This is a genomic window from Actinomadura sp. DC4 (assembly GCF_030406325.1).
Lineage (GTDB): Bacteria > Actinomycetota > Actinomycetes > Streptosporangiales > Streptosporangiaceae > Actinoallomurus.
In genome coordinates, this window is sequence record NZ_JAUEQY010000011.1 from 41,632 (window position 1) to 64,594 (window position 22,963).

Sequence of the window (22,963 nt, forward strand, 5' to 3'; positions counted from 1 at the left end):
ACATGCAGACCAAACGGGATCAGGTGCAGTCGCACCTCTGTGTCGTCGGACGGCTCAACGCGGCGATCGTCAGCGGGGAACCGGACGCGCCCGATCCGCCGATGCGCCGCGTCGTCACCGGCGGGGTCGCCGGCCTCGTCGTGGGCGCGCTGGTCGTCGCCGGTTTCGGCGTGTACGGCCTGATCAGGCCGGGCGGGTCGACCGATTGGAGGACCGAGGGGGCGCTGGTCCAGGTGAAGGAGAGCGCCGCCCGCTTCGTGTACCTCGGCGGTGAGCTGCACCCGGTGGTCAACTTCGCCTCGGCCAAGCTCATCGGCGGGCGGAACTCGCACTTAGTGTCGGTGCACGAGAACACGATCAAAGATGCCCCGCACGGCCTTCCGGTCGGCATCACCGGCGCTCCGGACGCGTTGCCCAAGCCGGACGCGCTGAAGGGGCGGAACTGGACCGTGTGCGCGGCGCCCGTGGCCGACCAGAGCACGGGCAAGACGGCCGACCAGGTCGTGGTGTCGCTCAACACCCCGCCGCCGGCCTCCGCCGGGTCGCGCGACGAGGGCGTGCTCGTCCAGTCCTCCGACACCACGAAGTACCTGATCTGGCACGGGCGCCGTCACCGCTTCACCGCCGCGACCGGCCCGTTCGCGCTCGGCTACCGCGGCGTCACGCCCTATCCGGTGGCCCCGCAGTGGCTCAACATGCTGCCCGCGGGGGCCGACCTCGCGTCGCCGCCGATCCCCGGCCGGGGGAACGCCGGTCCGGACATCGGCGGGCGGCCGACCCGGGTGGGCCAGGTCTTCGTCGCCGCCAGCCCGGGTACGGCCAAGCAGTACTTCGTGCTGTTCGGCGACGGGCTCCGGCAGGTCAGTGAGACCCTCGCCGACCTCGTGCTCGGCGATCCGGCCACCACCGGGGCCTATCCGGGGAAGACCGTGGCCGCGCTCCCGCTCCAGGCCGCGGCGGCCGCGCCGCACCTGGCGCCCGGCGGTCAGGGGGCCGGAGACCTGCCTCCCTCGCCGCCCCGCCTGACGCAGGATGCCGGGCGCCCGGTATGCGCCGTCGCGCGGGCGGGTTCGGCGCAGGGCGCGACCGTGGAGGTCGTGGTCCCCCGTGGCGGGCCGCCGGCGGGCGGCGTGCCCGTCACCGACAACGACCCCCGTACGGCGGACCGGGTCGTCGTGACGCCCGGCACCGGCATGCTCGCCCGTGCGCTGTCCGCACCGGGGAGCGCGTCGGGCGCGCAGTACCTCGTGACCGACCTCGGCGTGAAGTATCCGCTGCCGTCCACGGACAGCGTCAGCGCGCTGGGGTACGAGGGCGTCGTCCCGGTGCCGATCCCGCCGTCGATGCTCGACCTGCTGCCCACCGGGCCGGCCCTGGACCGTACGCGGGCGACCGCGACCCAGCCGGTGTCGCCGCCCGCCACACAGTGATCCCCGCCCCGCCGGTGCCGCCGGCGGGGCGTTCGCTGCTTGATGTGACCCTTAAATTTAGTCTTGACATAAGCCGCGAACGAGGTGAGTGTACGGGTCGTAAAGCGCTCCCTGAGCCTCTCCCCGCCACTCAGGAGATTTCATGTCGCGCGCACGCCCTCGTTCGATCCTCGCGCTGATCGCGCTGCTCGGCGCCTGTCTGACCAGCGTCCTCACCACGACCGCCGCCGGTGCCTCTCCGGTGCGCCCCGCCACCGTGCCACCGCCCCCGTCCGGCTGGACGACGGTGTTCAGCGACGACTTCACCGGGTCCGCCGGGTCGCCGCCCTCGTCGGCCAACTGGTTCTACGACATCGGCACCGGCTACGGCACCGGCGAGATCGAGCAGACCACCAGCTCGACCGCCAACTCCTACCAGGACGGAAGCGGCAACCTCGTCCTCAAGGCCATCAAGAACGGCAGCAGCTGGACCTCTGCGCGGCTGGAGAGCACCCGCGATGACTTCCAGGCCCCGGCCGGCGGCAAGATGGAGATGACCGCGTCGCTCCAGCAGCCCGACCCGGCCAGTGGGCTGGGGTACTGGCCCGCGTTCTGGGCTCTCGGCTCGCCGATGCGGGCCGGCGGCGGCTGGCCCGGCTCCGGCGAGATCGACATGATGGAGGACGTCAACGGCCTGAACCAGGCGTCGCAGACCCTGCACGACTCGGCCAACAGTCCCGGCCACGCGCTGATCCCCTGCCCGAACACCGCCTCGACCTGCCAGACCGGCTTCCACACCTACTCGGTGATCATCGACCGTACGAACACGAGCGCCGAGACGCTGCAGTTCCTGATGGACGGCGCGGTGGAGAGCACCATCACCGAGGCCTCGGTCGGCACCGCCGCCTGGCAGCAGGCCATCGACCACGGGTTCTTCATCATCTGGGACCTGGCGATGGGCGGGAACTACCCCGACGGGATCTGCGGCTGCACGACGCCGACCGCCGCGACGACGTCCGGCGCGTCGATGAGCGTCGACTACGTGGCCGTGTACGAGCAGGGCGGCAACTCCACCCCCACCGCCACGGCGACCGCGACGGGCACGGTGAAGGGCCTGAACGGCCTGTGCCTGACCAACCAGAACTCCCTGAACACCGAGGGGAACCCGATCGGCGTCGGCGCGTGCAACGGGAGCGCCGGGCAGGTCTGGTCCACCTACAGCGACAACACCGTACGGGTGCAGGGCGGCTGCCTTGACGTGGTCAGCGCCGGGACGACCAGCGGCACCAACGTCGACTGGTATCCCTGTAACGCGACGAACGCCCAGGTCTGGAGGTATCAGTCCGGCACGCTGGTCAATCCCAACTCCGGCCTGTGCCTGACCGACCCCGGCGGCAACACGGGCGCCCGGCTCGACATCGAGACCTGCACCGGGTCCGCGCAGCAGCAATGGACGCTGCCCGCGGGCGGTACGGGCAACACCGTGACGGTGACGAACCCGGGCGCCCAGAGCTCCACGGTCGGCACCGCGGCGAGCCTGCAGGTCAAGGCGTCGGACTCGGCGTCCGGCCAGACGCTCACGTACGGCGCGAGCGGGCTTCCGGCCGGGTTGTCGATCAACTCCTCGACCGGCCTGATCTCCGGGACGCCGACCGCGGCCGGGACCTCGAACGTCACCGTGACCGTCAAGGACACCACCGGCGCGACCGGCTCGGCCGCGTTCACCTGGACCGTGGGCTCCGGAGGCGGCTGCTCGACGACGAACCTCGCCCAGGGGAAGACGGCCACCGCCTCGTCCGCGGAGTCGGCGTCCTTCCCCGCGCCGAACGCCGTCGACGGGGACCTCGGCACCCGCTGGTCGTCGGCGTTCAGCGACCCGCAGTGGCTCCAGGTCGACCTCGGCAGCTCACGATCCCTCTGCCGCGCGATCCTGAACTGGGAGAACGCGTACGGGACCGCCTTCCAGATCCAGGTGTCGAACGACGCGAACACCTGGACCACGCTGTACTCCACCACCACGGGGACCGGCGGCGTCCAGACCGTCTCCCTCAGCGGCTCGGGCCGCTACGTCCGGGTGTACGGCACGGCGCGGGCGACGCAGTGGGGGTACTCGCTCTGGGAGTTCCAGGTCAACGGCGCCTGACCTGTTTCGATCACGGCGGGTCGCGTCGCATGCAGACGCGATCCGCCGGGTCGAGGCCGGCCGCCGCCTCTTCGGCGGCGACGGCGGCGAGACCGGGGGTGAGCTCGGCGTCGGCCGGCTCACGGAAGCCGCGCCGGGCGTAGCAGGGCGCGTTCCACGGCACCTGGCGGAAGGTCCGCAGCGTCAGAGCGTCCAGCCTCTGTGCGGCGGCCCACTCCGCGACGTGGTCGAGGAGCGTCCCGCCGATGCCCCGGCGTGAGTGCCGGGATCGACACTGACCTGCGCGACGTACGCGCACCGGTCGACGACGTCGGCCACGAGGAAGGCGACCGGCTCGTCCCGCCCGGCCACCCACGCTCGGCCGGCGCTCCGGTATCCGGCCGGCACCGCCACCGGCGGAGGGGGCCTGTCGGCGAGCGCACCCAGACCGACGTCCCGGAAGAGCTGCGCGGCGGCCCCCTCGATCGCCGCCATCGCGGACAGATCCTCGACCCGCGCCGCGCGTACGTGCGTCATCGTGGCTCCCGTCGCGTGTGATGCGGGGTGCAGTTCGGTGGGTGTCGCCGGACCGACGTCGCGGTGGTGGTGCGCGGCGGCCGCCCTCGATCGCCGCCATCGCGGATGGATTCCTGACTCGCGCCTCGCGTAGGCGCGTCACCCTGGCCCCGTGCCCTGTGGCCCGATGGGGCCAGGGTGACGGGTGGCCATCTCGATCGGTGTTCGTGCGCGCTCGGCGTGCGGGCGCATTCTTGTTCGTCTCGTGCGCGAAGGCCCGGAGCGGGGGGTGCTCCGGGCCTTCGCGGCGCGGGTCAGCCGAAGAGCTGGCCGCGCACAGCGCCGCCGGGGAACTCGGCGCTGTGGAGGTTGGCATAGAAGCCGCCGGGGTTCCGCTGGATCTCCGCGGCCACCGCCGGGTCGATGTTCTTGGCGGTGCCGGAGACGGCGAACACCGTCGTGGGGATGGCGGTGGTGAACAGCGGCGCCACGACCGGGCCGTTGGCGCCGAAGGTGCCCTTGTGCACGTGGCCGAGCGTCGGGCTGACGCCGACCCACGCGAACGCGTACCGGACCTGGCCGCCCGAGGCGCGGATGAAGGAGACGGCGCGCCCGTCCGGGTCGCCGACGGCCGGGCCGCCCGCCACCGGGACCTCCTGGTCGCCGGACAGGAACGCGCGGGAGCCGCCGCCGTTCAGGAGGTCGAGCACGTCGGCCTGCCCGCGCAGCGCCCGCAGCTGGCCGCGTACGGCGCCGCCGGGGAACTCCTTGCTGTGCAGGTTGAGGTAGAAGCCGGCCGGGTTGGCGCGGAGCTGGTCCGCGATGGCCGGGTCGCTGACGGTGACCGCGCCGGCCGCCGCGTCGGTGGTGTCGGGCATCGGGGTGGTGAACAGCGGGACCTTGACGTCGCCGTTCGCGCCGGCCGCGCCCTGGTGGATGTGGCCGAGAGTCGGCGCGGTGATGTTCTTCCAGGTGAAGGCGAAGGTCACCCGGTTGCCCTGGACGCGCACGATGCCCGTGGCGCTGCCGTCCGGGTCGCCGACGGCGGGCTTGCCGGCCACCGGCACCTCGTTGCGCCCGTTGAGCTGCGCGGTCAGGAAGATCGGGGCCTGCTGGGCGCGGGCGATCGCGGCGTTCAGGTCCTGGGCCTCCGGAGCGGCGCTGGGCGGGGGTGCGGCGCTGGGCATCTTCATGCCGGGCATGCCAGGCATGTCCGACGACGCCGGCGCGGGCGTCGTGCCGTGCTCCGCGTGGGCGGCGGTGGCGGCGGACAGGCTCAGGGCGAGCGCCACGACCGGCAGCGCGACGATACGCATTCTCATTTCCGCATCCTTCGTTGTCGTGCAATCAGTGAGTCCGCCCATCTGTACGGGACACCCCTGCCGGAGGTTCAGCCGAATTATCAAAAAAACAGGATTGAACCGCCCGGCCGTGGCGTGCGTACTGCTCGCCAGGCATCACCTCTACGGCTACTTCAGGGAGCAGTTCTCATGCGCGCACGGTTCGTCCTTCTCGGCGCCGCCCTCACCATCGGTCTCGCCGCCTGCGGCGGCGCCTCTGATGGCTCCGGGAGCGACAAGAACACCAAACCGGCGGCCCGCCAGGCCGCCGCCCAGACGAGCGTCAAGATCAGCAAGTCCAGCCTCGGCGACATCCTGACCGACCAGAGCGGCCGTACCCTCTACGCGTTCACCAACGACAAGGGTGGCACCAGCAGCTGCTCCGGTCAGTGCATCGCCACGTGGCCCGCTCTGATCAGCAAGGACAAGGTGACCGCGGCGGCAGGGGCGAACCCCGCGCTGCTCAAGGCGACCCAGCGCGCCGAGGGCACCAGCCAGGCGACGTACGGCGTCTGGCCGCTGTACTACTACGCCGGCGACATGGGTCCGGGCGACGTGGACGGCGAGGGCGTGGACGGCGTCTGGTTCGCGGTCGGCGCGGACGGCAAGCTGGTCAAGACCGGGCAGTGAGCTGTCGAAAGTACGGGCCGGGCGCACTTCTCCGTGCGCCCGGCTCGCCGTTGTTTCCGCGTGAAAAATAGTTTTCCCGAGGCATTGAACCGGCACTGAGAAATGCGCGTTTCTCCGAGATGAAACACGCCATCTCTGGGCGTTCTTTCCCGGGAGAACAAATGACGAAGCTCACCAAGGGCCTCACGCTGGTCGCCGGCGGTGTTCCCGCCGCGGCGATCCTCACGGCCTGTGTCATCAACGCGACCCCCCAGGCGGACGCGAGCACCGACACCGTGCACGTGGAGAACGTCGCCGCGGAGACCGAGGCGCCGCCGAAACCGTCCGCCGCGTCCACGTACGCGATGGTCCAGCCGCGCTCCCTCGCCCCGCCGGGCGAGACACGGCCGACGCCGCACAAGCACACCGGCCGCCGTACGCAGACGGTCCCCGATCCGCGGACCAGCGCGGGTACGGTCACGCCCGCGGCTCCCGCCGTCCCGCCGGAAACGGCGGCGGACTCCGAACCGGCCTACGTCCCCACCGGCCCGAGCACCGACACCCCGGCACCGGTCGCCGCCCAGCCGACGGCACCGCACCGGCCCGACCCGAAACCGCCGCGAACCGAACCCGCCGATCGGACCAGGCCCGCCGATCGGACGAAGCCCGCCGATCGGACCAGGCCCGTTGAGCGGACCAGGCCTGTGGAGCGGACCCGCCCGGAACGGCCCGAGAAGCGGACGCCCCCGGCCCCGGAGCGTACGACCGGCCGCCCCGCTCCTGACGCGGCCCACGAGCCCGCCGCGACCGGGACCAACCAGGCCACGATGCACCGCACGACCATCGACGACGTACGGAAGCGGTTCGGGAACAAGGTCGCGGCGTTCGCCAGAGCTCAGCTCGGCAAGCCGTACGTCTACGGCGCCGAGGGCCCCCGCGCCTTCGACTGCTCGGGCCTGGTGCAGGCGGCGTACAAGTCGGCCGGCGTCAACGTGCCCCGCACCTCGGACGCGCAGTACTGGTTCGGCAAGCGCGTCCACGCGGGCCAGGAGATCCCCGGCGACCTGGTCTTCTTCGACTACAAGGCCGGCCACAGCGGCCCGGGCCACGTCGGCATCGTCGTGGACCCGGCCAAGGGCCTGATGATCGTCGCTCCGCACACCGGCGACCACGTGAAGGTCCAGAGCTACAAGAGGTACCCGGGCGGCCCGGTCGGCTTCACCCGCCCGCTGGACCGCCAGGACATGCACACCAAACTCGAGCGGATGACGAAGTGACCCGTCATCACGACGTGGTCACGCGGTCGCCCTTGGACAGGCCCGAGGTGATCTCGGTGTAGGCGTCGCCGCGGACGCCGATCCGGACCGTACGGGTGCCGCCCAGGCGCAGGCGCACGGTGTACGTGCCGTTCGGGCCGGTTCGTATGGCGGACGAAGGCACGTACAGCGTGTCCGTCGCCGAGGCCGTCGTGACCGACACGGTCCCCGACTGGCCGATCAGGATCCGGGACGGCACGTCGTCGAACGCGATCATCGCGCCGTACTTGACGAGCTTGTCGCTGGTCGTGGCGTTCGTGTCGATGTGCGTGACCGTGCCGGCGTAGGTCGTCCCGGGCTCGGCGGTCAGGGTGATCTTCGCCTGCTGGCCGACGCGTACGCTCGCCATGTCGTTCTGGGAGAACGTGGCCTGGAGCTGCACGTCGTCCAGGTCGCCGATGGTGACGAACGTGCTGGACGCCGAGGCCCGGTCGCCGGCCGTGCCGTCGACCGCGAGTACGGTGCCCGCCATCGGCGCCTTGATCACCGTGCCCGCCAGGGCGCGTTCCGCCCGGGCCAGGGTGTTCTTGGCCTGGGTGACCCGGGCGGCCGACTGCTCGGGGGAGGCCGATCCGCCCCCGGATGACTTCCCCGTCCCTCTCGGCGCGCGGGAGGCCGTCGTCGCCGGCGAACGGGCCGGCGCGCGCGGAGTCGGGGTCGACCGCGGCGTCGGTGTCGCCGACGCGCCGGGCGTCGGTGTGTAGCCGGCCGGGACGATCGTCACGCCCTCCGCGGCGACGGTGTCGGTGCCGTCCGCGGTCGCCACGGCCGCGGCGAGCGCCGCCCTGGCCGACGCGAGGTCCTCCTCTGCCTGGGTACGGTCCATCGCGGCGAGCCGCGCGCCCTCGCGCACCTTCTCTCCGACCTTGGCGTACACCCGGATCACCGTCCCCGACGCGCCGAAGGCCAGGTCGCGGCTGTCGGCGCTCTCCAGGTTCCCCGACGCGCCGGCCGTGGCCGTCACGTCTCCCTCGGCCACCGTCGCGTACGCCGGAGAGGCGCCGCTCGCGCCGCCGGAGCCGATGGCGACCGTCGTCGCCGTGCCGATGACGAGAACGCCGAACGCACCGAGCGCCACCTGGGTGCGTCGCGAGAGACGATTGGGCGCGGGCCTCCGCAGTTTCATGCCGCGAGACGATGACCTGCGCGGATGACAGGGCCGTGGGGCTCAGATGAAAATCGTCTTTGAAGTTTCTCTCATCGTTTCTTCATCATCGGATTAGGCTGGTTCAACGCGGCGTCGACAGCGTTTGCCGCGTGAAACGACTACTCAGACGCCGGTCCCTGGTGATCAACGGTGCGCTCGGCGTGCTGCTGGTCCTCGGCATCGGCGTCGGCTACTTCTCACTCACCGGCGGAGACGACGCCGCCGGAGCGTCCGCCACCCGCACCGCGACGGTCACCCGCGGCACCGTCGTGTCCTCCGTGTCGGCCTCGGGCTCGGTGGCCAGCGCCAAGAGCCGGTCGCTCGCCTTCGGCTCCTCCGGCACCGTCACCCAAATCAAGGTCGCGGCCGGCGACAAGGTCAAGAAGGGCGACGTTCTCGCCAGGATCGACGCGACCTCGGCCGAGGAGAACCTCCAGTCGGCCGAGGCCGGCCTCGCCGCGGCGGAGGCCGGGGACACCTCCAGCGCGTCCGGTTACTCCTCCTACGTCTCCGCGAGGAACTCCTACAACCAGGCCGTACGGAGTCTCGCCGGGACGAAGCTCACCGCCCCCTTCTCCGGCACGGTCGTCTCGGTGAACGGCACCGTCGGCGGCTCGTCCAGCGGTGGCTCGTCGTCCTCGTCGTCCTCGGGCTCGTCATCCTCGGGAACGTCCGGCTCGTCCTCCTCCGGCGGCGACTCCTCCAGCGGCAGTTCGTCGAGCGACTCGTCCAGCAGCGGCTTCATCGAGCTGGCCGACCCCGCAAAGCTGGCGGTCACCTGCGAGTTCACGGAGTCGGACGCGATCAAGCTGAAGGTCGGCCAGTCCGCCGACATCACGTTCGACGCGCTCAGCGGCGTCACCGCCACCGGCAAGGTCAGCGAGATCGACATGTCGCCGACCACGACCGACAACGTCGTGCAGTACGGCGCCACGATCACGCTCTCGAAGCCGTCCGCCCAGGTCCGGCTCGGTCAGACCACGACCGTACGCGTGACGACGTCGTCCGCGCAGAACGTCCTGTACGTGCCGGCGGCCGCGGTCAGGACGGCGGGCGGCCAGAGCACGGTGACCGTGAAGCAGGGGAGCACACAGGTCGCCAAGCGCGTCGAGATCGGCGTCCAGGGCGACCAGGGGACCGAGATCAAGTCCGGACTGAGCGAGGGCGACGAGGTCCTCATCCAGGCGACCACGACCAGCGGTTCCAGCAACTCCCAGACCCGCCCCGGCGGCGGGGGCCTGGGCGGCGGCGGTGTCGGTGGCGGCGGCGGTTTCGGCGGCGGCCGATGACGCCCGCGCCTCCCGTACTCGACGTGCGCGGAGCGACCAAGGTGTACGGCACGGGCGACACGGCCGTGCACGCGCTGCGCGGCGTTTCGATGACCGTCGAGCGCGGCGAATACGTGGCGATCATGGGCACGTCCGGGTCGGGCAAGTCGACGCTCATGAACATCGTGGGCTGCCTCGACATCCCCACCGACGGCCGCTACCTGCTCGACGGGACCGACGTCGGCTCGCTCGACGAGCGTCGCCTGTCGATCCTGCGCAACCGCAAGATCGGCTTCATCTTCCAGTCGTTCAACCTGATCCCGCGGATGTCCGCGCTGGCCAACGTCGAACTCCCGCTGGCGTACGGCGGCGTGAAGACGGCCGACCGCCGCCTGCGGGCGGAGGCCGCCCTCGCGCGGGTCGGGCTCGCCGACCGGGTCGACCACGAGCCGAACGAGCTCTCGGGCGGCCAGCAGCAGCGCGTCGCGGTCGCCCGTGCGCTGGTCACCGCGCCCGCGCTCCTGCTCGCCGACGAGCCGACCGGCAACCTGGACACCCGCTCCACCGCCGACCTGCTCGGCATCCTCGACCGGCTCAGCACGACCGGCCGCACGATCGTGCTGATCACGCACGAGGACGAGGTCGCCGCGCGCGCCAAACGGGTGATCCGGCTGGTGGACGGCCAGGTCACCGAGGACCGCCGGCACGCGCGGGTGGACGGCCCGCCGCCCGCGGCGGCGCAGGCGATGGAGGGCGCGCGATGAGCGTCTGGGAGATCCTGCGGTTCGCCCTCCGCGGCCTGACCGCCAACAAGCTGCGCAGCGGGCTCACCATGCTCGGCATCCTGATCGGCGTCGGCGCGGTCATCGTGCTGGTCGCGGTCGGCAACGGCTCGTCGCAGCAGATCAAGGACCAGATCTCGCGGCTGGGCGCCAACTCGCTCACCGTCACGCCGTCGACCTCCGGAGGCGGCGGTCGCGGCGGCGGCGGTTTCGGCGGTTTCGGTCCCGCGGGTGGCGCGGCCGGCGCCGGGGGTCAGAGCAGCGGCCCACGTACGCAGGCGCACGACCTCACCGTGGACGACGCGAAGGCGCTCGTCGACCAGGTCAACGCCCCCTCGGTCAAGAGCGCGTCCCCGGTGGCGACCTCCTCGCAGGTGACGACGGCGTACGAGGGCACGAGCCACACGATCAGCCAGTTCGTCGGCACCTATCCGGGTTACTTCTCGGCCGCCAACAAGATCGTCGCCTCCGGGACGACGTTCACCGGCGACGACGTGACCGGCGGGCGCAAGGTCATGGTGATCGGCACCACGGTGGCCGAGGACCTGTTCGGCACGGTCGACCCGCTGAACAAGCAGGTCAACGTGGGCGGCACGCCGTTCACCGTGGTCGGGGTGCTGAAGGAGTCCGGCTCGTCCGGCTTCCAGGACGCGGACGACGTCGCGATCGCTCCGCTGACCGCCGTGCAGCAGAACATCACCGGCTTCGGCGGGCTGAGCCAGATCGTCGTGGAGGCCGAGAGCTCGAAGGTGATCGACCAGGCGCAGGGCGAGGTCACCGACGTGCTGGACCAACGGCACGGCATCTCGGGCTCGAACTCGGCCGACTTCCAGGTCATGAACCAGGCGAGCCTGCAGGAGACGGTGACCGCGTCCAGCAGGACCTTCACCGTGCTGCTCGGCGCGGTGGCGGCCATCAGCCTGCTGGTCGGCGGCATCGGGATCACCAACATCATGCTCGTCACCGTCACCGAGCGGACCCGCGAGATCGGCATCCGCAAGGCGATCGGCGCGCCGAAGGGCGCGATCCTCGGCCAGTTCATCGCGGAGGCCACCGTGCTGAGCCTGCTGGGCGGCGTGCTCGGAGTGGCCGTCGGCGTCGTCGGCAGCCTGTTCACGGTCGTCGGCGTGAAGCCGGTGATCGTGCCCTCCTCGATCGTGCTCGCACTCGGCGTGTCCGTGGCGATCGGATTGTTCTTCGGCAGCTATCCGGCCAACCGGGCGGCCAAGCTGCGCCCGATCGAGGCGCTGCGCCATGTCTGACAGCGATGAGAGGGAGAACGACGTGAGCGGCCGCAGACGACGTGTGGAACCCGCCACGGAGGCCGTAGGGGAAGGCGACGCGCTCGCCACGTCGCCGTTCGAGGACGACCTGGCCGGGGAACCGGCCAAGGCGCCGCGCGCCCGCCGGCTGCCCGGCGTGACGACGATCCTGTGCGCCGGCCTGGTGCTGGCCGTCGGGTTCCTCGTCGGCGTCCAGGCCGACCGTCACTCGGGGAATCAGGGGACGTCCGGCGCGGCACCGGCCGCTCCGGGCGGCGCGGGGACGCGGGGCGGCGGGTTCCCGGGCCAGGGCCAGGGGCGCCCGGGGGGCGCGACCACCGGCACCGTCCAGCGGATCGAAGGGAAGACGATCTACGTCAAGACGGCGAACGGCACGGTCGTCCCGGTGAAGACGACCGGCACAACGAAGATCAGCGCTGCCCGGAAGAGCTCGGTCAAGAGCCTGAAGTCCGGTACGAGCGTCGTCGTCCAGGGTTCTCAGGCCCAGGACGGTTCGGTAACCGCCACCTCGGTCAGCCAAGGCACTTCCTCGGGTGGCTGACCTTTCACTGTCAACGGAGACGAAATTGATCGATAGAACGGCGATGGTCCGGCTGGCCGGTGTCGCGGGCGCCACGCGCCTTACGCACTTCTCGCCTCGGTCTTTCCGTAAGCGCCGAAAGGAGAAGAGCGGGTAATCGAAAGGACCCGGTCATGCGTTCCCGAAAGGCGCCCTGCTCGGCCCGCGAGGGCATCGGCGTCACGCTCTCGGCAGCGCCCGCCCACGGAGCCCGTGATCACGTACGAGAGGCGGCGGTACCCACTCCTCGACGGCGCCGCTGCGGACGTTCCCGGACATCGGGGCGGGCACCCGACCCTTGCGGCAGGCTCAGGTGAGGGTGGTCTGTACGGTCCGCCAGGCCGGGTCGCTGAGCAGGGTGCGCCAGGAGGTGAACAGGCCGAGCAGCGCCGGGCCGTGGGTCGTACGGAAGTCGGTGTTGACCTGGGCGAGGTCGAGTTCGTTGGCCGCGGTGAGCTCGGCCAGGTCCCGCCGGACCTCCGGTGGCGGGTCGGACTCGGCGCCGGTGAAGCGGTCGCGGAACGGTGCGCCGTCCACGGCGAGCCGCGGATAGGAGAAGCCGCGGTCGCAGCCGGCGTACAGGTGGACGAGCCGCTCGGCCTCCTCGCCGATGACCGCCGCCAGCTCGCGCCGGTCGTGCACGTCGCCCAGCGCCGCCGGGAAGCCGTCGGTGCCGTAGAAGGCGTGGCAGAGTCCGGCGAGCCGCAGCGCCGGCCGTGCCCGCCACTCTGCCAGGAGCGCGTGCACCCGGCCCAGGTGGGCCAGCAGGGTGCCGCCGGGATGGGCGAGTTCGTCCGCCCCGTGCGCGGCGAGGAAGGCGGTCACGGCGGCGAGGTCCGGCTCCGGGCGGTCGCGCAGCATCGACGTGACGCGAGCGGTGCAGACGCGGCGGTTCCGGTCGTCGGTGATGACGACGTCGTAGGTGGCGAGCGTTTCCCCGGCGTGGGTGCGGGTGGCGACGCCGGTGACGTGTCCCGAGCGCACGGCCCGGTGGTGCGTCGCGTTGATCTCGATGCCGAGCGCCTGCCGGCCCGGACCCGCGTGGACGGCGGCGCCGCACGAGCCGATGCTCTCCGCGAGGACGCAGGACGCGCCGCCGTGCAGGGTCCCGTACGCCTGGGTGTTGCCCTCCACGGGCATCCGCGCGACGACCCGGGCCGCGCTCACCTCCAGGAACTCGATGCCCAGCCGGTCGTCCAGGCCGCCTCGCGCGGCCCCGAGTTCCCGCCCGATCCGCTCCAGCTCGTCCGTCGCCATGCGCGCATTGTGAGATCGGCACGAAACCCGCGTCAATCCTCGTCGGGTCACCACCGGCGGCGTCACCGTACGGCCCTTCATGGCCGGCGCGATCACGGCGTCCCGCGCGCGCAACCCGCGGGCGACGCTGGAGTTCCGGCCGGCGCACTCGACCCGGCGCCGCGTCGAACTCCTGCGCGGCGGCCGCGTGGACCTGGCCTGGATCACGCTCGGGCAGCCACTGCCGGGCATCCGGCAACGGCCCGTCATCGACCTGCCGTGGGTACTCGTCGTGCACAGGCTCGACGTCGGCCACGCGGTCGTGCCCATGCCGCCGCGGCTCGTCCTCGGCCCGGACAACCCCGTGCGGGCGATCCCGATCCACGGCCTGAAGCCGATCGTCGCCGGCTGGGCCGTACGCCAGTGGAACGCGCTCAGCCCGCTCGCCGCGGAGTTCGCCGACCTCGTCGCCGCCGGCTGACGGCGTCTACTCGCCGTACTCCTCGGGGATGCTCGGCAGCTTCTGCGTGAGCACGCTCTCGGTCGCGGCGGTCTCCTTCGCGACCTCCTTGGCGATCACGGTCTTCTGGTGGCGTAGCGCGCCGTTCTCCCGCAGCAGCTCGTCGGCCTCGGCACGCAGCCGGGCGACTCTCGCCCTCATCTGGATGTGGACCACCACGCCGCCGACGACGACGCCCACCGCGAACGCGGCCAGCGCGGGGACGAACAGCACGGCGACCGCGGCCACGGCCAGTGGCAGAACGATCAGGATGAGCCGGGCGTTGCCGGCTGCCCAGTCCAACGCGGCGTTGACACGCCTCGGGATCTTCACGCGCACTCCTTCCGGACCGGCGCGCCCGCGGCTCGGACGCTCCCGGCTTCCAAGGGCAGAACCTATTCCACGCGACCGACCGCACCGCACCCACCGAAAGGGCGAGTCGCCCGAGAACGCACCGCCCGCACCGCGGTGACCTGCGCACATGTCGCGAACGCTGTCCTCGCCGACGGATGCCGGGAGTCCACCCGGACCGACGGGCCCCGGCAGCGAGGCCGTGCCTTGGCGTTTCCGTTACCTTCACTGGGGAAATATTGGAAAGGCGTTGTGATCTTGCTTACGCGCCGGAGGCGGCTTCCAAAGACGGCGTACCGGGGACGATCACAGCGTCCGATGCCACCGCACCGTCCTTGCCCGGCCTCCGTGGCGTACGGTGCCACAGGCACCCCCGAGGCCAAAGGTAGGAGGCCAAGCCGATGACGCCGAGCATCCGCTGCACGCAGTGCGGTCACGCCAATCCGGACGATGCCCGCTTCTGCTCGAACTGCGGCACTCCGCTCAGCCGGGGTGTTCCGCCGGTGATGAGCGAGTCCGGGGATTCGACGTCGACGATGTCACTGAGTGCGATCGAGGCGGCCGTCGAGGCCGAGCAAGCCGAACAGGCAGGGCAGAGCCACGATTGGACGGCCGACCAGTCGGGCGTCAGGGCACTTCCGTCGAACACCGCACTGCTCCTCGTCAAACGAGGACCCAACGCCGGAAGCAGGTTTCTCCTGGATCGTGAGACCACCACCGCGGGCCGTCATCCGGAAAGCGACATCTTCCTGGACGACGTGACCGTGTCGCGTACGCACGCTGAGTTCTTCCGGCGCGGCGCGCAGTTCTCGGTACGCGACGCGGGCAGCCTCAACGGCACCTACGTCGGCCGCGAGCGCATCGACGAGGCGATGCTGTCCAGCGGCGACGAGGTGCAGATCGGGAAGTTCCGCCTGGTGTACGTCAGCAACGCGCCCGAGGCCGCGCCCGCACCCGTACCGGCGGCCGCCGGTGCCCCTGCCGCCGGTGCCACCCGTACGGAACAACGGCCCAAGCGCGGCTGGTGGGGACGATGGCGGCGGTGACCGTCCCGTACGCGGCGCCATGAGGGTCGTCGTCGTCGGCGCGGGCATCGTGGGGGCCGGCACGGCGTACCACCTGAGCGCGTCCGGCGCGCAGGTGACTCTGGTCGACCGGGCCGACAGGGGCAGGCGACGGCGGCCGGGGCCGGGATCGTGTGCCCGTGGCTGTCCCGCGTACGCGACCCGGCGCGGCACCGGCTCGCGAGCGAGGGCGCGCGGCACTACCCGGGGCTGATCGCGCGGCTGAACGACGAGGGCTTCACCGACACCGGGTACGCCCGTACCGGGGCGCTGGCGCCGGCCGGCCCCGGCGACGAGGTCCGCGAGATCGCCGAGCGGGTCGGCGCGCCGGAGGCGGGCGACGTGACGGTGCTCGATCCCGGTGAGGCGCGCCGGCTGTTCCCGCCGCTGCGCGGCGACCGGCCGGCGGTCCACATCACCGGGGCGGCCCGGGTGGACGGCCGGCGGCTGCGCGACACCCTTCTCGCCGCCGCGGAGCGGCACGGTGCCGGGCGCCGGAGCGGTTCCGCACACGTGACGCTGGCCGGCGACGGCCACTGGACCGTACGGGTCCAGGACGACCTCACCGAGGCCGACGCGGTCGTCGTCGCGGCGGGCGCCTGGTCGGCCCGCGTCCTGACCTCGCCGGGGGCGCCGCTGCCCGTCGTCCCGCAGCGCGGCCAGATCGTGCACCTGCGGCTGTCCGGTGCCGACACCGCCGGGTGGCCGATCGTGCTGCCGCAGAGTGATCACTACATGCTGGCCTTCGAGGACTCCCGGATCGTCGTGGGGGCGACGCGCGAGACCGGTTCCGGCTTCGACCACCGGGTGACCGCCGGGGGTCTGCGCGAGGTGCTGGACGAGGCCGTCTCCGTCGCGCCCGGACTCGCGGACGCGACGGTCGCCGACGTACGGGTCGGGTTCCGCCCGGCGAGCCTGGACGAGCGTCCGCTCCTCGGCCTCGTCGCTCCGGGTCTCGTCGTCGCGACCGGCTTCGGGCCGTCGCGGCCGACCTCGCCCTCGGCCGTACGCCGGCGATCGACCTGGGCCCGTACGACCCGGCGCGCGCGGTCGCCCGCTGAGCCTCAGCGGTCGAACACCACCAGCCGCTGAATGATCACGCATCGGCGTGCGGGCCGGCGGCAGATCGCGGCCGGCGTGACGGTGTTGCCATCGACGTTCACATTGCGAATGTGCTGGACGTCGTGGCTGAAGCTTGGACTGTTGATGATGAATGAATTCCGGTTGTGCCGGCCGTTTCCATTGCCGTCGTAATAGGAGATCGAGGCGTTCGCGTCGTCGGACAGGAAACCCCCGAAGAACACTGCGGCGATGAAAAGGGGAACGACGGTCCTGCCTGGCGTAGGAGTGCGCACGAGTGGGCCCTCTCTAATTCGCTATAGGTAATAATGTGGCATACCCGCCGCCCGCGCGTTGATGGCCCCACTCATTGAACATTGCCCAAGCTTCACCGTCGTGCCGCCGGGCAACGGCGATTTTTACATTTACGCGGGCTATATGCGCAGTGGTGCGGTCGCTCGTACGATGGCCCGGTGCCCGACCTTCTTCGAGCCGTGTGGGACGAGCCCCGTCCCTCTCGCCCGCCGGCGCGAGTGTGGCGAGACTGGGCGCTCGCCGGGCTCTTGGTGCCGGCCGCCGTGCTCGAAGGGGGGTTGCGCCCGGACGTGCCATGGCGGGCGCTGTCGGTGGTCCTCACGGTCGGGCTCGTGCCCACGCTGCTGTGGCGCCGCACCCGGCCGGCGCCGATGGTCGCCATCGCCTTCGGCGCCTGCGGCCTGGCCGGACTGCTGACGAGCGGCGAGCCACCGGGCCTCGACACGCTGGTGTACCTCATGCTCCTGCCGTACGCGCTGTTCCGGTGGGGGTCCGGACGCGCGATCGTGCTCGGCGTGACGGTCATCGTCGCCAAGGTCGGCCTCTCGGCCGTCGTCGACGAGACCGGGGCCGGGGACGCCGTCGCCGGCTTCGCCTTCCTGTCGTCGAGCATGGCCCTGGGCGTGGCGCTGAGGTACCGCGCCGGGACGCGGGCACGCGCGCTCGACCGCGCCAAGCTCCTCGAACGCGAACGGCTGGCGCGCGACCTCCACGACACCGTGGCCCACCACGTCTCGGCGATCGCGATCCGCGCCCAGGCGGGCCTCGCGACCTCGGAGGCGGATCCGCGGGCCGCGGCCGAGGCGCTCCGCCTGATCGAGACCGAGGCGTCACGGACCCTCGCGGAGATGCGCGGCATCGTCCGTGTGCTGCGCCGCGACGAGCCGGCCGACCTGGCGCCGAGCCCGCACCTCGCCGATCTACGGCGGCTCGCGAGCCACGGCGAGGCCGGGCCGGCCGTGGACGTGGAGCTGTCCGGCGACCTGGACGACGTGTCGCCGGCGGTCGGGGCGGCGATCTTCCGGCTGGCCCAGGAGTCGGTCACCAACGCCCGGCGGCACGCGCGCGACGCCACCCGCATCGAGGTCCACGTCACCGCCGACGAGACGTCGGTGCGCCTTTGGGTGAGCGACGACGGCGACACCGGCCTCGTACGGCCGGCGGCGTCACAGGGGTACGGACTGCGCGGCATGACCGAGCGCGCGGGCCTGCTGGGCGGCACCTGCGAGGCGGGACCAGGCCCGGAGCGAGGCTGGACCGTGACGGCCGTGCTGCCCCGGGCGGAGTGGACGTCGTGAACGTCCGGGTGGTCGTGGCGGACGACCAGGAGATCGTGCGTACCGGGCTCAGGATGATCCTCAACGCGCAGCCGGGCATCGAGGTCGTCGGTGAGGCCGCCGACGGCCGGAGCGCGGTCGAGCTGGCGCGGCGCGTACGCCCCGACGTCTGCCTGTTCGACATCCGCATGCCCGGGATGAACGGCATCGAGGCCACGCGCGCCCTCGCCGGGCCGGCCGTCGAGGATCCCATCGCGGTCGTCGTCATCACCACCTTCGACCTCGACGAATATGTGTACGCCGCGCTGCGGGCCGGCGCCCGCGGGTTCCTGCTCAAGGAGGCCGGCCCCGACCTGCTCGCGCAGGCCGTACGCGCCGCCGCGTCCGGAGACGCGCTCATCGCGCCGAGCGTGACCGCGCGGCTGCTGGAGGCGTTCGCCGGCTCCGGGCCGGAGGCACCGGCGCCGCAGCCGGTCGAGGCGCTCACGGGCCGCGAGGAGCAGATCCTCGGCGCGGTGGCGCGCGGGCGTACCAACGGTGAGATCGCCGACGAGCTCCACATCACGCTCAGCACCGTCAAGGCGCACGTCACCAGCCTGATGACCAAGCTCGGCGCCCGGAACCGCGTCGAGGTCGCCATGTGGGCGTACGAGACCAGCCGTGTCAGGAACCGGCGGACCCGGAGACGCTGAGGGCGCACTGGCCGAAAGTACGACCCGGGAACCAGACGATCGGCCAGGTACGTTCCGGCTCTTCGGCCGATGAACCGTACGGCGCCGTCGGCCACGATCGAGCCATGAGCGACAGCGCAGCGACACGGCGTCCGGCCGGCGGGCCTCGACGGACCCGGGCCGGGTGGCCCGTGCCCACCGGACTGATCCTGCTCGCCCTCGTCCCGGTGATCGCCGGCGCGGCCCGCATGAGCGAGCTGGCCGGCGGCGCCGAGGTCACGCCGGACAACGCCCGGTTCCTCGCCTCGCCCGTGCCCATCGTGGTCCACGTCGTCAGCGTCACCGTCTACAGCATCCTGGGCGCCTTCCAGTTCGCCTCGGGGTTCCGCCGCCGCAGGCCGGGCTGGCATCGGGCCGCCGGGCGCGTCCTGGTGCCCTGCGGGCTGGGCACGGCCCTCTCAGGGCTGTGGATGACCTTGTTCTACGCCCGCCCGGCCGACGTGGGCTCCGCTGTCACCGGCCTTCGGCTCGTGGTCGGCTCGGCCATGCTGGCCGCGATCGTTCTCGCCTTCACCGCGATCCGCCGGCGGGAGATCGCCCGGCACCGTGCCTGGATGATCCGGGCGTACGCGCTCGCCCTGGGCGCGGGCACCCAGGCGTTCACCCAGATGCCCTGGATCCTGGCCGTCGGACCGCTCGACAAGTCCAGCAAGGCTGCGCTCATGGGCCTCGGCTGGGCGATCAACATCGCCGTCGCCGAATGGATCATCAGACGGCCGTCCCGCCTCCGGGACGCGCGCACGAGGGCACGACACGACCGGCCGGCCTCGGTCCCCGCATCGTCCGGCTGACGGAACCCGTGCGTCCCCGGAACGGCCGGCAGTCGGTGCGGGGCGAGGTGCCTCCTTCGCCCTCGTCCGGCCCGGCGGCCATCTCGCCCGGTCCTCCGGCTCGGCGGCCGCTCCGGCCGATTCGCCGCGCCGGTGGTCCGGTCCGCCGGAGGCCGCGTGCGCCGGGTCCGCCCGCCCGTACGCGGATCAGCTGGTGCGCCGGAGGCGCACGCCGCCGAAGATGCCGTACGCCAGGACGCGGACGGTCGGGGCGCCGGGGATCACGGGGCCGGTATCGGAGGGGCGGCGGCCGATCAGGTTGAACCCCTCGACCACGACGTTCACGCCCTCGGGCACGGTGAGCTTCACGCCGCCGACCAGCGACACCTTGATCACGGTCGCCTCCCCCTCGGGAAGGGCGGCCTCGGTCAGGTCCAGGTCGATCCCGCCGACCGGGGTGATCACGATCGTACGGCGGCGCATCTGCCAGACGTCCTCGCGGCGGAATCCGCCCAGCAGGGTCAGGTGGAGGTCGGTGGTCTTTTCGGCCGGCGTGGGCTCAGTGTTCGTCATGGATATGACGGTATGGCGCGGATCGGCCGCCGGTTAGTCACGGTGATCACGCCTTGCCCATGACATTCGTCATCTCAGCAGACGTCGGCGAGCCCCGCCCAGGGCGGGGCTCGCCGAAGGCTCAGTGGATGGCGAGGAACCGGTAGGCGCGGTAGCCGCGCTGGTAGTTCGCCGACCAGACGTGCTGGCGGGGACCGGACTGGCCGCCGGCCTGCTCGTACACCACGGCCGGGCCGCCGACCTTGCCCTGCCAGCGGACGAACAGCGCGATGTGCGCGTCGTCGCCCGGGCCCTTGTAGTAGGCGAACGCGTCGCCCGGGGCCAGCGCCGACTTGGCGATCTCGCGGGACTTCGAGGTGTGGCCGCCGAGCGGGGTCAGCGCGGGGTTGGAGCTGCCGACAGTGAGGTTGCCGACGTTCCAGGCGAGCGAGACGTAGCCGGAGCAGTCCGCGCGGAACGTACCGGCCCGGCAGGAGGACCGCTGTCCGGAGGTGGTGTAGCAGGTGCTCTGGGAGTACGGGATGTTCGTCTTGTTCAGCCACCACCGGGCCCGTGCGAGCACGGCGGCGCGGGTGATGCCGGTCGCCGCGCGTGCCTCGCCGCCGGCGCCGGGGCCGTTCCCCGCGAGCGAGACCTCCGCCGCCTTGTTCGTGGCCTTGTTCGCGATTATGGGTCTCGGCGCGGTGTGGCCGCCGCTCGCGGCGACGGGCACCGCGACGGCGAGGGCGGGCACGCCGAAGGCGGCGCCCAGGAGGAGCGTGTGCGTACGTTTCATGGTTCGTCTCTTCCTCTCGATCCGGTCGTGCACGGACGGGATCGATTGAAGGCACGGCCCTGACCGGCCGCAAGACATTCGCCGTCCGAGGTGGTCCGGGACGGTTGACTCATGTCCCGGACGCAGGTCAAGGCCATGGTGGAAACTGTCGCCCGAACGTTCCGACTCCGCTGGGGAGGACCAGCGATGGCCGAGCTCCCGCCGGACACCGCCGCGACCGTCGAGGACTACGTCGGGCTGCTGAGCGCTCTCTGCGACCGCTCCGGGCTGAGCCTGCGCGGCCTCGAGCGCCGGGCCCGTACGCTCGCGCTGCCCCGCTGGCTGCCCACCTCGACGGTCAGCGACGTCTTCCGCGACCCCGGCCGGCTCACGACCATGACCGACCGGCGGGAGTTCGTCGAGTCGATCCTGCGCTGCTGCGGCGTGGCCGATCTTGAGCCCTGGCTGACCGCGCTCGACCGCCTGACCACACGCGAGCCCGAAGCGGCGGCTCCGCGGAGAAAGGTGCCGGGCCGATGGTCAGCCGCGGCCGGCCTGGTCGCGGCCTGCGTGGTGGCCGCCGGCGTCATGTGGTTCGCCTGGAGCCCGGGCGACGCCACGGCACCGGCGACCTGCGTGACCGGCGCGGTCCGCGACGCGACGATCGACGCGTCCGCCCTGGTCGGCACGGACGCCAAGCGTGAGGACCCGACTCTCGACTTCGGCTACCTGCACGGCTCGGCCTGGTACGCCTCCCACGACGGAGCCACCTACTACTGGGGTCGGGGCCGCTCCGACGCCGGCACCGGGGGCGTACGGCTCGACTGGCGGGCGCGTACGGGCCCCTGGCACTCGTGTCCCGCGCTGATCACCGGCCACGAGCCGTCCGGCACCTACGTGCGCACGCCCGCGGTCCGGAAGGTGGCCGGGCGAACCGACCTCGTGATGCGCATCTGCCTGTGGGCCGACCATCCCCGGCACGCCGAGAAGTGCACGGCGACCCTCTGAGCTCTCAGAGCGCGGAGGCGCCGCCGTCGACGGTGAGAAAGGCGCCGTTGACGAACGCGGCCGAGTCGGAGGCGAGGTACGCCACGGCCGCCGCGATCTCCTCAGGACGGCCGACGCGGCCCGCCGGGGTGATCGCCAGGAACGGGCCGCGTTCGTCGCCAAGGGCGGTCTGGACGCCCTCGGTCTCGATGATGCCGGGCAGCACGGCGTTGACGCGGACGCCGGAGGGACCGTACTCGGCGGCCCAGATCCGGGTGAGCTGGTCGACCGCCGCCTTGCTGGAGGTGTACGCCGTGGCGCCGGTGATGCCCTTGCGCGCGGCGACCGTGCCGATGTTGACGACCAGACCGGCGCCCTTGGCCGCCATGGCCGGGATCAGCTCGGCGGTCAGGAAGAACGGCCCCTTGACGTTCACGTCGTAGACCTCGTCGAAGACCTCCTCGCTCGTGTCACCGGTGGCGACGAACGGGTAGATGCCGGCGTTGTTCACCAGAATGTCGATGCCGCCGGTGATCCGCGTGGCGGCGCGCGCCAGCTCGCGCGCCCCGGCCGCGCCGTTCAGATCGGCCCGTACGAAGTCGGCCTTCCCGCCGGCCGCGCGGATCTCGGCCACGGCCTTCTCGCCGCGCGAGGTGTCGCGGCCCGACACCACCACGTGCGCCCCCTGCCCGGCCAGCACCTGTGCGGTGGCCCGGCCGATGCCGCTCGTCGCCCCGGTGACCAGTGCGTTCTTCCCTGTCAGCGTCTCGGACATGACGTCTCCCGTACCCGTAGTTGGAATGACCTTTCCAGGAGTACAGGCCCCAGATTGGAATGTCAATTCCAATGAGGAGACAGGGGGAGGAGTGTCGCGGTCCTGCTGGTGTGCGGAGAGATGCCCGATCGGCCCGCGGGGCCCGTGACGTCCGGTGCCGTCGCTATCAGGTCGAGGGGTTAGTCTCAGCCGGATGAGTCCTGGCCGCTGTGGCCCGACAC

General features: G+C 72.0%; 22 protein-coding genes and 4 pseudogenes. 15 read left to right on the forward strand and 11 right to left on the reverse strand.

The genetic code is table 11. The annotated features are described in order from the left end of the window. Positions 1-2: 2 nt before the first annotated feature. Together eccB and QWU11_RS19470 are read left to right on the forward strand one after the other, a co-directional pair. Positions 3-1,430, forward strand: coding sequence for a type VII secretion protein EccB (gene eccB / locus QWU11_RS19465; protein WP_290115014.1), 1,428 nt, complete (start codon positions 3-5; stop codon positions 1,428-1,430). A 142-nt stretch (positions 1,431-1,572) separates the two neighbouring features. Beyond that, positions 1,573-3,552, forward strand: a complete 1,980-nt coding sequence (locus QWU11_RS19470; protein ID WP_290115016.1) for a ricin-type beta-trefoil lectin domain protein — start codon at positions 1,573-1,575, stop codon at positions 3,550-3,552. 10 nt (positions 3,553-3,562) lie between these two features. Here QWU11_RS19470 and QWU11_RS19475 read toward each other — a convergent pair whose 3' ends face one another. From QWU11_RS19475 to QWU11_RS19485, 3 genes are all read right to left on the reverse strand, one after another. Beyond that, positions 3,563-3,715: a hypothetical protein gene (locus QWU11_RS19475; protein ID WP_290115018.1), complete on the reverse strand. Its 153-nt coding sequence runs from the start codon at positions 3,713-3,715 to the stop codon at positions 3,563-3,565. Positions 3,716-3,735: 20 nt separating this feature from the next. Further along, a complete protein-coding gene (locus QWU11_RS19480) occupies positions 3,736-4,068 on the reverse strand; it encodes a hypothetical protein (RefSeq protein ID WP_290115021.1) in 333 nt (110 codons plus the stop codon). Positions 4,069-4,361: 293 nt separating this feature from the next. Continuing rightward, entirely contained in the window at positions 4,362-5,369 is a 1,008-nt protein-coding gene (locus QWU11_RS19485) for a CHRD domain-containing protein (RefSeq protein WP_290115023.1), read from the reverse strand. Between the two features lie 168 nt (positions 5,370-5,537). On the opposite strand from QWU11_RS19485, the gene QWU11_RS19490 reads away from it, so the two are divergent. Together QWU11_RS19490 and QWU11_RS19495 are read left to right on the forward strand one after the other, a co-directional pair. Beyond that, entirely contained in the window at positions 5,538-6,017 is a 480-nt protein-coding gene (locus tag QWU11_RS19490; RefSeq protein WP_290115026.1) for a hypothetical protein, read from the forward strand. Positions 6,018-6,178: 161 nt separating this feature from the next. Next, positions 6,179-7,273, forward strand: coding sequence for an NlpC/P60 family protein (locus tag QWU11_RS19495; RefSeq protein ID WP_290115035.1), 1,095 nt, complete (start codon positions 6,179-6,181; stop codon positions 7,271-7,273). A gap of 7 nt (positions 7,274-7,280) precedes the next feature. Here QWU11_RS19495 and QWU11_RS19500 read toward each other — a convergent pair whose 3' ends face one another. Beyond that, complete coding sequence (locus QWU11_RS19500) at positions 7,281-8,438, reverse strand: efflux RND transporter periplasmic adaptor subunit (RefSeq protein WP_290115042.1); 1,158 nt, start codon at positions 8,436-8,438, stop codon at positions 7,281-7,283. 131 nt (positions 8,439-8,569) lie between these two features. Between QWU11_RS19500 and QWU11_RS19505 the strand changes: the two genes are divergently transcribed. From QWU11_RS19505 to QWU11_RS19520, 4 genes are read left to right on the forward strand one after another with little or no spacing between them, the layout of a single operon-like run. Next, complete coding sequence (locus QWU11_RS19505; protein ID WP_290115044.1) at positions 8,570-9,748, forward strand: efflux RND transporter periplasmic adaptor subunit; 1,179 nt, start codon at positions 8,570-8,572, stop codon at positions 9,746-9,748. Continuing rightward, positions 9,745-10,491: an ABC transporter ATP-binding protein gene (locus QWU11_RS19510; RefSeq protein ID WP_290115060.1), complete on the forward strand. Its 747-nt coding sequence runs from the start codon at positions 9,745-9,747 to the stop codon at positions 10,489-10,491. Before QWU11_RS19505 ends, QWU11_RS19510 begins: the two co-directional genes overlap by 4 nt. Continuing rightward, positions 10,488-11,771 carry an ABC transporter permease gene (locus QWU11_RS19515; protein ID WP_290115069.1) on the forward strand — a complete coding sequence of 428 codons (1,284 nt, stop codon included), beginning with the start codon at positions 10,488-10,490 and terminating at the stop codon, positions 11,769-11,771. The genes QWU11_RS19510 and QWU11_RS19515 overlap by 4 nt, the downstream gene beginning before the upstream one ends. Continuing rightward, positions 11,764-12,333, forward strand: coding sequence for a DUF5666 domain-containing protein (locus QWU11_RS19520; protein ID WP_290115071.1), 570 nt, complete (start codon positions 11,764-11,766; stop codon positions 12,331-12,333). Before QWU11_RS19515 ends, QWU11_RS19520 begins: the two co-directional genes overlap by 8 nt. A gap of 327 nt (positions 12,334-12,660) precedes the next feature. On the opposite strand, the gene QWU11_RS47350 is transcribed toward QWU11_RS19520, so the two are convergent. Continuing rightward, entirely contained in the window at positions 12,661-13,212 is a 552-nt protein-coding gene (locus QWU11_RS47350) for a DUF6817 domain-containing protein (RefSeq protein ID WP_354670868.1), read from the reverse strand. Beyond that, a pseudogene (locus QWU11_RS19525) lies at positions 13,195-13,608 on the reverse strand (PaaI family thioesterase); the annotation flags it as partial. The pseudogene QWU11_RS19525 and the gene QWU11_RS47350, both read right to left, overlap by 18 nt. Positions 13,609-13,666: 58 nt before the next feature. Between QWU11_RS19525 and QWU11_RS19530 the strand changes: the two are divergent. Further along, positions 13,667-14,068: pseudogene (locus QWU11_RS19530) on the forward strand (LysR substrate-binding domain-containing protein); the annotation flags it as partial. 6 nt (positions 14,069-14,074) lie between these two features. Here the strand turns inward: QWU11_RS19530 and QWU11_RS19535 are convergent. Further along, the gene (locus QWU11_RS19535; RefSeq protein WP_290115073.1) at positions 14,075-14,419 is read right to left on the reverse strand and encodes a hypothetical protein; all 345 of its coding nucleotides are present in this window, start codon (positions 14,417-14,419) and stop codon (positions 14,075-14,077) included. Between the two features lie 419 nt (positions 14,420-14,838). Here QWU11_RS19535 and QWU11_RS19540 point away from each other — a divergent pair. Continuing rightward, positions 14,839-15,366: pseudogene (locus QWU11_RS19540) on the forward strand (FHA domain-containing protein); the annotation flags it as partial. Between the two features lie 136 nt (positions 15,367-15,502). Next, positions 15,503-16,593 (forward strand): annotated as a pseudogene (locus QWU11_RS19545) (FAD-dependent oxidoreductase). On the opposite strand, the gene QWU11_RS19550 reads toward QWU11_RS19545, so the two are convergent. Then, the gene (locus tag QWU11_RS19550) at positions 16,566-16,856 is read right to left on the reverse strand and encodes a hypothetical protein (protein WP_290115075.1); all 291 of its coding nucleotides are present in this window, start codon (positions 16,854-16,856) and stop codon (positions 16,566-16,568) included. The pseudogene QWU11_RS19545 and the gene QWU11_RS19550 sit on opposite strands and share 28 nt — an antisense overlap. A gap of 177 nt (positions 16,857-17,033) precedes the next feature. Between QWU11_RS19550 and QWU11_RS19555 the strand changes: the two genes are divergently transcribed. From QWU11_RS19555 to QWU11_RS19565, 3 genes are all read left to right on the forward strand, one after another. After that, the gene (locus QWU11_RS19555) at positions 17,034-18,173 is read left to right on the forward strand and encodes a sensor histidine kinase (RefSeq protein WP_290115077.1); all 1,140 of its coding nucleotides are present in this window, start codon (positions 17,034-17,036) and stop codon (positions 18,171-18,173) included. Then, entirely contained in the window at positions 18,170-18,844 is a 675-nt protein-coding gene (locus QWU11_RS19560; protein WP_290115079.1) for a response regulator transcription factor, read from the forward strand. Before QWU11_RS19555 ends, QWU11_RS19560 begins: the two co-directional genes overlap by 4 nt. A gap of 170 nt (positions 18,845-19,014) precedes the next feature. Further along, positions 19,015-19,674, forward strand: a complete 660-nt coding sequence (locus tag QWU11_RS19565) for a DUF2306 domain-containing protein (RefSeq protein ID WP_290115098.1) — start codon at positions 19,015-19,017, stop codon at positions 19,672-19,674. 186 nt (positions 19,675-19,860) lie between these two features. On the opposite strand, the gene QWU11_RS19570 is transcribed toward QWU11_RS19565, so the two are convergent. Beyond that, entirely contained in the window at positions 19,861-20,226 is a 366-nt protein-coding gene (locus QWU11_RS19570; protein ID WP_290115101.1) for a LiaF domain-containing protein, read from the reverse strand. Between the two features lie 121 nt (positions 20,227-20,347). Next, positions 20,348-21,001, reverse strand: coding sequence for a hypothetical protein (locus QWU11_RS19575; protein WP_290115123.1), 654 nt, complete (start codon positions 20,999-21,001; stop codon positions 20,348-20,350). A 186-nt stretch (positions 21,002-21,187) separates the two neighbouring features. Here QWU11_RS19575 and QWU11_RS19580 point away from each other — a divergent pair, with 186 nt between their 5' ends. After that, positions 21,188-21,988, forward strand: a complete 801-nt coding sequence (locus QWU11_RS19580; RefSeq protein ID WP_290115129.1) for a hypothetical protein — start codon at positions 21,188-21,190, stop codon at positions 21,986-21,988. 4 nt (positions 21,989-21,992) lie between these two features. On the opposite strand, the gene QWU11_RS19585 is transcribed toward QWU11_RS19580, so the two are convergent. Next, a complete protein-coding gene (locus QWU11_RS19585) occupies positions 21,993-22,742 on the reverse strand; it encodes an SDR family NAD(P)-dependent oxidoreductase (protein ID WP_290115138.1) in 750 nt (249 codons plus the stop codon). Positions 22,743-22,963 lie beyond the last annotated feature (221 nt).